This window comes from Aeromonas sp. QDB68 (assembly GCF_027707405.1).
GTDB lineage: Bacteria > Pseudomonadota > Gammaproteobacteria > Enterobacterales > Aeromonadaceae > Aeromonas > Aeromonas caviae.
The window spans coordinates 1-8,030 of the sequence record NZ_JAPCIQ010000126.1 but is presented as its reverse complement, the minus strand read 5'-3'; the positions used below and the strand labels follow the sequence as shown (position 1 = coordinate 8,030).

The window sequence follows — 8,030 nt, the reverse complement described above, 5'->3', positions numbered from 1 at the left end:
GAGGTCACATGGAAGATCAGATCCTGGAAAACGGGAATGGTTCCGTTCAGGGCGCTACTTGTGTATAAGAGTCAGCTGTACGTAAGATCAGTATAGCTCGTGGTGACTGCTAATCATGGGTAATCAGGATTGCTTTTTGATCGCATTAGAACCCATTATATTTGCCGCTTTATGGCCATATGTAATGAAGTTTCGCTTGCTTAAATGCGAGTAACGCTCATAAATTTTCTTCTTAAATAGTGGTGTTTTGGCTACACCATTTTTCTCTTCGATAAGGTTAGCTTTTTGATGCGTCTTTTTAGCTAACCTAACCCCAGCTTTCATTCTGCCTGAAAACCTAGCTAGGGCTGCTGATCTAATTAGTTTTCTTTCGCCATCAAAAATGAACCCTAAATATTGTAGCGGCTTGTCGCATTTTTGAACTCCGCTATATACGTGGAAGTTTCTAACCTCTGTTTTCTTATCATTTATTTCTATCTTTAGCTCGGAGATGCTTTGTGTCACTATAGATATTAACTCGCTGGTTTTATCACTATCGATGATAAAAAGCATATCGTCACAGTAACGATAGTATTCTCCTGAAATAGATACCACCATGTCTTTTATTTTCTTGTCGAAATCTAGCATGTATATATTAGACAGAAGAGCGCTTATAGATGTTCCTTGTGGTATACCTCTTCCAGTCGAGTTGGTTTTTATTAGCCCTAGGCCTCGTATTTTATCTCTGAAGGTTTTTATATCGCAAAGCCTTGCCCCTGTTGATTTTGGATTGTTTCTCGATATTTTAAGCGCTGCATACAATAGGTCTCTATTGACTGTAGACGATTTGGTTAGAGAACAGTATATATTGAAATGGTCATCTGGTAATGAGTTTTCTTGGAGTAATTTGCACCACATTGATTTGAGTATTACATGATCTAAATTATCAAAGAAACCAGAGATATCCATCGCGATTGCAGTGCAATCACCATGAGCCTTTATTTTTTCAAAGGCCGTGTTAGCAAAATCAATATTACTTTTTCCAAGAGATCTGAAAGCAAGTACGGAGTCTTTTAATTGCAATTTGTGGAGAGCCTTCTCATATACATTAGACAATAACTCTGCATAGTAAGAGTAAATGTGAGAGTCGATGTGTGATGCATATGAAATTGGCCTTTCTTTGATTTTCTTTTGAATATTACCATCTTTGTCTATTGATATTTTAAAGCTGTGTATATCGTAACTTATTAGCGGGAGGAAAGCATGGTGGGCAACATTGAGAGGAGATTTTACAATTTGACAGGCTTTTCGTAATTTTACTGGAGAATCAAAATGTAAGTAACCACGACTCCGAAACCATTGATTTTCTGAGTTCATCATATTGAGCCTTAAATTGCAAAACCCGGAAAGGTAAAGGACTGTGGCCATCCGATTCCCAATCCGGGCTTAACAAACGTACTTAAATACGCATTCACAACACCGATATGATGTCGGCCACGAATGTCAGATATGATATATGATACCATCATCGCAGGAGTGTTCGACGTGAGTCTACTAGCCATCTGCGGCCATGCAAGTCGTCTGCTAGCCAGTGTACTGGTGCGCGTTCTACTTGACAGCTTGTGATACACCTTACTTCCTAAATAAGTAAGCGAAGTCATAATAAAGTGTGGTGGGAGCAAACACAATAAAATATTGGCTATATATATTGAGCTTTGCACTTTACCTCTAATATTTTTTTATTTTTAAAATTTTGTAGGTTTGTCTTGCTTGGATCAATACAAACCTACCGATTGCTTTGTCATAGCTGAGCGTAGCGAAGCCCAACGTTTACCGCGAACTCTCTTTTTCCTGCCCCTTATCTCCAGCCCTTCTCCTCCTTTTTTAATAAACGGGAGAAGGGAGCAATGCCGTTACCGCTGTCCGATTACGCTTCGCTAATCGAACCTACGTGGCTGCCACCTCGATTATTTGACCTGTCCAGACAGGGGCCGCTTGATTGCTCCTCCCCCTGCCAAGGGGGAGGCGGGGAGGGGGTTATGGCCCCATCCGTAAGCCGCCACGGTAAACCCCGCCCCTCCCCTTGAAAAGGGGAGGGGCAAAGCAGAGGGTTCACCGGTTGCATGGCAGAGTGGCATCACTCGAACCGTCCTCCTGCCTTCAGGGGCGCCGAGCCGCCAAAAAAACGGGGCCCGGGGTGTCCCCCGGGCCCCGCATCCGATGGCCGTGTCAGATGCTGGATTTGACGCTGACGAACTCGGGGTAGGCATCGATGCCGCACTCGTGGACATCCACACCCATCATCTCTTCCTCTTCGCTGACCCGCAGGCCCATGGTGGCCTTGAGCAGACTCCAGACCACGAGGGAGACGGCAAAGACCCAGCCGAAGATGGTGGCAGCACCCAGCAACTGGGCACCGAAGGTGGCGCTCGTGTTGGAGAAGGGCACCACCATCAGGCCGAACAGGCCGCAGACGCCGTGTACCGAGATGGCACCGACCGGATCATCGATCTTCAGGCGATCGAAGGCGACGATGGCGTAGACCACCAGGGCACCGGCCAGGGCGCCGATCAGGCTGGCGAACAGCGGGCTGGGGGAGGCCGGGTCGGCGGTGATGGCGACCAGACCGCCGAGGGCGCCGTTGAGGATCATGGTGAGATCCGCCTTGCCCCAGGTGAGCTTGCTGACCAGCAGGGCGCCGACCACACCGGCGGCCGCGGCGGCGTTGGTGTTGACGAACACGGTGCCGATGGCGGTGGCGTCAGCGGCGCTGGAGAGCGCCAGTTGGGAGCCACCGTTGAAGCCGAACCAGCCCATCCAGAGGATCAGGGTGCCCAGGGTCGCGAGCGGCAGGTTGGAGCCGGGGATGGGGTAGATCTCCCCTTGCTTGCCATATTTGCCGCGACGGGGGCCGAGCAGCAGCACGGCGGCCAGGGCAGCGGCAGCGCCCGCCATGTGGACGATGCCGGAGCCTGCGAAGTCGGAGAAGCCCGCCTCTTTCAGGAAGCCGCCGCCCCAGCTCCAGTAGCCTTCCACGGGGTAGATGAAGCCGGTCATCACCACGCAGAACAGCAGGAAGGACCAGAGCTTCATCCGCTCGGCCACCGCACCTGAGATGATGGAGGTGGCGGTGGCGACGAACACCACCTGGAAGAAGAAGTCGGCGTGCAGGGAGTGGCCCGCGTCGTCCGCCTGGCTGCCCATCAGGCTGCCAAAGCTCGGCAGCCAGCCGCCGGCGCTGTTGTCCACGTACATGATGTTGTAGCCGACCAGCAGGAACATGATGCAGGCGATGGCATAGAGCAGGATGTTCTTGGTCAGGATCTCGGTGGTGTTCTTGGCGCGGACCAGGCCGGCTTCGAGCATGGCGAACCCGGCGGCCATCCACATGACGAGCACGCCGGAGATCAGCAGGTAGAAGGTGTCGAGTGCATAGCGCAGCTCGCTGACGGATGTGATCAACTCTTCCATGTCGTATTCCTCAGTTCCAGTCGTATCAAAGGGCGTCTGCGTCGGTCTCGCCGGTGCGGATGCGCACGGCGGCCTGCAGGTCATAAACGAAGATCTTGCCGTCACCTATCTTGCCGGTGTGGGCGGCCTTGCTGATGGCTTCGATGATCTGCTCGACGTTGTCGGCCAGGGTGGCGATCTCCAGCTTTACCTTGGGCAGGAAATCCACCTGGTATTCGGCACCCCGGTACAGCTCGGTGTGCCCCTTCTGGCGGCCAAACCCCTTGACCTCGGAAACCGTCAGCCCCTCGACGCCGAGGTTGGCGATGGCTTCGCGCACGTCGTCGAGTTTGAACGGCTTGATGATGGCGGTGATTAATTTCATGCAATATCCCCAATCCTTGTGGTTCACCCAGATAAAGGCAAATATTGCGCCAGAAAAGTATTTTTCTTTTTATTCATATAGTTACTTATTAATCGCAGCCCTGGTCAGCGAGGCTTGCCCAATATGGGCAGGGCTGCGCCAAAGGTGTGCACCGCCGTGGTGCAATCTGGCCGGCAGAAGAACGGAAGGGAGCGTGACGGCGCGCAAGACTCGAAAGTGTGCGGGCTGCTACTGTTGTTCAACAAGAGGGCAACCTGGCCGATAACCCGTCATGACGGGGTGTCGAGGCCAGTCGCCCCCTTGAAGGCTCGACCGGCAGGCCCGGTTTTCCCGCCAGGTCAACAAGCGGAACCGTGGTGCCGAGTAGCAGAACAAGGAAGGTTTTCATGCTGCATGACAATGAGATGACAAGGCTACCGGCCCTCGACGAGGCCGTGATGAGCGGCATGCTGGAGGTCGTGAGCGACGGTCTCTGGGACTGGAATGCCAACACCGGCTATGTCCATCGCTATCCCGGCTGGTATCAGATGCTGGGGTATGAGCCCCACTCCCTCGACAACACCGTCTTTACCTGGGAGAACCTGATCCACCCGGACGATCTGGCGCAGGTCATGGAGAGCTTCGATGCCTGCCTGAGTGGGCGGGCGGCGGACTACCGGGCCGAATACCGCTGCCGTTGCCGTAACGGTGACTACCTCTGGGTGGCGGATTGTGGCCGCATCGTCGCACGCAACCCGGACGGCAGTGTCGCCAGGATGGTGGGGGCACACCGCAACATCCACGCCCAGCGGGAACTCTACGCCAGGCTGGAGCTGCAAAACCGCACCCTGGAGCAGCAGGTGGCGCAGCGTACCGCCGAACTGGAGCGGCTCAACCAGGCATTGCAGTTCCAGGTGGAGGAGAACCGCCGCCTGGCGGAGACGGACTCCCTGACCGGCGCGGCCAGCCGCTATCGGCTGGAGCAGGCGGTGCGGCTGGAGCATGAGCGCGCCAAGCGCTTCAAGGAGCCCTTTGCCGTGATCGCCATGGACGTGGACGACTTCAAGCAGATCAACGATCGCCATGGCCACGGGGTGGGGGACCAGACCCTGATCGATATCGTGCAGCTGACCCGGTGCTGCATCCGCGAGATCGATCTGCTGGCCCGCTGGGGGGGTGACGAGTTCATGCTGGTGCTTCCCAATACCCGGTTGCCCGACGCCCGGGTGGTGGCCGAAAAGCTGAGGCAGCGCCTGAGCCATGCCAGGGTCAAGGGGATCGAGCCCGTGACCTTGAGTTTCGGGCTGGTGGAGTCCGACCCCGACGAGCAGGTGTCCCACCTGATGGCACGGGTCGACAGGGCGCTCTACCGGGCCAAGCTGGCGGGCAAGGACCAGCTCAGCGGCTGACAAGGGCACTGGTCGGAGCCGCTACGGGGCTTTTCCCCCCCGAATACGGCTTGACCAAGGGATTTTCTTGACTCCAATTCATCCCGCTGGTTTCATGCGCGCTCTTTTCATTCTTGCGAGATGTATCTTCATGAAAAAGTCCTTGCTGATTGCCCTGACCGCCCTGCCTCTGGTTGCCCACGCCGGCCTGATGGATTCCCTGACCGACACCGTGACCAGCAGCGTCACCAGCACCGCCAAAGAGATGGCTGGCAACGCCATGGACACCGCTTCCAACGAAGCGATCAAGAAGGCCCTGGACATCAAGGAAGGCGGCTCCAACAAGCAGGCCATCAAGGACAAGCTGGGTGCCCCGGCCAGCACCAAGACCGACGCCGGTCTGGAAGTGTGGACCTATGACCTGGACGCTCTGAACAAGGCCTCCCCGCTGCTGGCCGAGACCACCAAGTCCCTGCTGAAAGACTCCGAAGTGGCCCAGAAGAACGTGGTCATCAAGTTCGAAGGCGAGACCGTGAAGACCCTGAACCTGGCCAACAAGGCCTGAGTCCTGGCAAAGTGAATGAAAAAGGGGCCCGCGGGCCCCTTTTTGCTGCCTGGTATTCAGGCTCACACCTTGAAGCGGTGCACCAGGGCCAGCAACTGGCGGTTGGACCCCAGCAGGGTGGCGGCGCTCTGCTCCGTGTTGCCGCCGTTCTCCACCAGGAGGTTCAGCATGTCGCGAATGCTCACCATGTTGCGGTTGATCTCCTCGGTCACCCGGCTCTGCTCCTCGGCAGCGGTGGCGATCTGGCTGCTGAGATCGTGGATCTGCACCACGGCGTCGGCCATGGTGTCGAGGCCGCCGGTGACCTGCCCCGTGGTGTCGGCCGCCGCCTGGCAACTGCGCTTGGTCTGCTCCATGGCGACCACGGCCTCGGCGACCCCCTGGGTGAGCCGTGACAACATGCTGCCCACTTCGGCGGTGCTGTTCTGGGTGCGTGCCGCGAGGGCACGCACCTCGTCGGCCACCACCGCGAAGCCCCGGCCCTGTTCACCGGCCCGGGCCGCCTCGATGGCGGCGTTGAGCGCCAGCAGGTTGGTCTGGGCGGCGATGCCGCCGATCACCCCGAGCACGCTGCCGATCTGCTGGGCATCTTCCTGCATCTCCAGCACCTTGGCGGCGGCGAGATCCACCTCGTCGATGAGGGCCACCACGCTGGCGGAGGCCGATCCCACCACCTTGCGGGAGCTGGCCGCCTGACCGTTGGCGGCCTCGGTGAAGCTGGCGGAGTCGTTGGCGTGGCGGGCAACGCTGTCGGCGGTGGAGCTGAGTTCGTTGAGGGCGGTGACGACCTGATCGGTTTCGCTGGCATGTTCTCCCAGGATCCGCCTGGCCTGCCCGGTCTGCTGATCGAGCTGGGCCAGCTCGCGGGTGATGAGGTCGGTGGCGGCGGTCACCTGCACCATCATCTGTTGCAGGAAGGCGATGAAGCGGTTGACCGACAGGGCGATGTTGTCCAGCTCGTCATGCCCCTTGACCTGGATGCGGGCGGTCAGATCGGCGTCGCCGGCGCTGAGGGCGTCGATGTTGAGCTTGAGGGTCTGCAGGCGGCTGCCAAGCTGGCTGATGGCCAGCACCATGAGCACGAACAGCAGCCCCGCCAGGGGGAGCTGGATGCTCGCCAGGGTGGCGAGCACATCCCGGCTGTCCTGGGTCAGGGTGCGGGTCGGCAGGGCGGTGGCCAGCAGCCAGGGGGTCCCTTCGATGGCCTCCATCAGCAGGGTCTGTTCCTCACCCTGATCCTGGAAGGTGGTGCGCAGCTGCCCCTTGCTCGCATCCTGGCCCAGCAAGCTGCTGATGGCGAGGGCGAAGGGATAGTCGGCGTGGGCGGAGAGGTTGCCGAGCACCACATCCCCGGTCAGACGGGCGTTGCGGCTCAGGATCTTGCCGTCAGCCTCGATGATCATCACCTGACCGCCGATCTCCTGCTCTTTCTTGGCCACCAGGTCGTTGAAGAAGCCCAGGGTGACGTCTATGGTCGACACCCCGTAGAGGGCGCCATCCTGGTAGATCCCCATGGCGCAGTTGGTTCTCGGCTGCTGGCTCGCGCCATCCTTGTAGGCGGCGGCCCAGGCACAGACGCCACGGGGCGCCTGCTGGCCGGCCTTGTGCCAGGGCTGATCGAAATAGTTGGGCGCCTCTGCCGAGTTCCAGTAGGTGTTGGGAATGAGGGCGTTGGAGGCATCCCTGTGGAAGAAGGTACTGAACTTGGCGCGTCCCGCCTCCCGCTTGTCCGGCAGGGGCCAGATGCCGCCACCGAAGACCATGCCGTTGCCGTACTGGTCGATGAGGGCCGGGAGCTGGGCGTCTATCTGCTCGCTCGGCAGTTGTGCCACCAGCTGGGTAATGCTGCGCGACTGGGTCTGTACCCCGTTGAGCTGGTCACGGATGTCGGTCGCTATCTCGCCGACTCGCAGCGCCACGTTCTCCTCCCCCGCTTTTTGCAGGGCGGGAGTGATCCAGATCTGGATGCCGATCACCGTCAGGGCGCACACCAGCGCCATGAAGCCCAGAAAAACGGCGGTATAGCGCCCCTTGATTGTGCCCAGATTCCATCCCATAACGACTCCTGTCCACTGTGCCCGGGATCGTGCCCGCATCTGTTGTGTGAGGGGCCATTATGATTTATTTCGAAAGTGAAACGTTTGTTATCGCTCACATAACATGATGCGGCCAGGCAGGAAAAGGTGAAAAACTGGGGGGGGAGACAAAAAAGGCGCTGTCCCAATTACATGTTGAAAGGCTAACCTTGAAGTAGGTCATCACCCTGAGGGCCTCCATCATGGAT

General features: G+C 57.7%; 6 protein-coding genes. 2 read left to right on the top strand and 4 right to left on the bottom strand.

What is annotated here, in order from left to right:
- Positions 1–123: 123 nt before the first annotated feature.
- From drt2 to glnK, 3 genes are all read right to left on the bottom strand, one after another.
- Entirely contained in the window at positions 124–1,407 is a 1,284-nt protein-coding gene (drt2, locus tag PG892_RS20425) for an antiviral reverse transcriptase Drt2 (protein WP_270825785.1), read from the bottom strand.
- A gap of 801 nt (positions 1,408–2,208) precedes the next feature.
- On the bottom strand, positions 2,209–3,450 hold the full coding sequence (locus tag PG892_RS20420; protein WP_221366081.1) for an ammonium transporter: 1,242 nt from the start codon (positions 3,448–3,450) through the stop codon (positions 2,209–2,211).
- A 25-nt stretch (positions 3,451–3,475) separates the two neighbouring features.
- Entirely contained in the window at positions 3,476–3,814 is a 339-nt protein-coding gene (glnK, locus tag PG892_RS20415) for a P-II family nitrogen regulator (protein ID WP_010675904.1), read from the bottom strand.
- A 386-nt stretch (positions 3,815–4,200) separates the two neighbouring features.
- Between glnK and PG892_RS20410 the strand changes: the two genes are divergently transcribed.
- Positions 4,201–5,202 (top strand): sensor domain-containing diguanylate cyclase, encoded by a 1,002-nt coding sequence (locus PG892_RS20410; RefSeq protein WP_257707633.1) that lies wholly within the window; start codon positions 4,201–4,203, stop codon positions 5,200–5,202.
- A gap of 130 nt (positions 5,203–5,332) precedes the next feature.
- Entirely contained in the window at positions 5,333–5,746 is a 414-nt protein-coding gene (locus PG892_RS20405) for a hypothetical protein (protein ID WP_010675902.1), read from the top strand.
- Positions 5,747–5,808: 62 nt separating this feature from the next.
- Here the strand turns inward: PG892_RS20405 and PG892_RS20400 are convergent, their stop codons facing one another.
- Positions 5,809–7,803, bottom strand: a complete 1,995-nt coding sequence (locus PG892_RS20400) for a methyl-accepting chemotaxis protein (protein ID WP_257707634.1) — start codon at positions 7,801–7,803, stop codon at positions 5,809–5,811.
- Positions 7,804–8,030: the final 227 nt, after the last annotated feature.